The organism is Micromonospora sp. AB353 (genome assembly GCF_049538395.1).
Classification (GTDB): domain Bacteria; phylum Actinomycetota; class Actinomycetes; order Mycobacteriales; family Micromonosporaceae; genus Micromonospora; species Micromonospora aurantiaca.
In genome coordinates, this window is sequence record NZ_JBMVFV010000194.1 from 1 (window position 1) to 490 (window position 490).

Consider the following 490-nt stretch of genomic DNA (forward strand, 5'->3'; position numbering starts at 1 on the left):
CCCGCCGAAGCGGTTGGCGGTGTTGTCGACGATCTTGCTGTCGGCGATCGTGGCGCTGGCGTGCTCCTTGTTCTCCGGGTAGCCCCAGTGCTTGCCGCCGGTGACCACCACACCGCCGCCGTCGCCGTCGGCGTGGTTCTTGGCGACGTGGACCTTCTCCAGGAGCAGGTCGGTGTTCTCGGCGTACACGCCGCCACCGTTCTCGCAGGCGGTGTTGCCCGTGATCGCGGTGAAGGAGACCGTGACGGTGCCGCCGCTGCTGAACAGACCGCCACCGTTCTTGCCGGCGCGGTTGTCCGACAGGCTGGACTTGACGCCGTCCTTGCCGTGGTCGGAACCGAAGATCTCGACGATCCCGGCCTCGTGGTGCTTGCCCTTCGGGTCGTAGCCCTTCGGCGCGGCGGAGGCCGCCGGGCCGTGCCCGCCGGACAGGCCGCTGCCGTTGGCGATGCCGCCGCCGTTGCCGCCCGCGGTGTTGTCGTCGACGTGG

At 70.2% G+C, this 490-nt stretch carries 1 pseudogene; it reads right to left on the bottom strand.

Annotated features, from left to right (window positions below):
- Positions 1–490 (bottom strand): annotated as a pseudogene (locus ACPCK6_RS29645) (hypothetical protein); the annotation flags it as partial.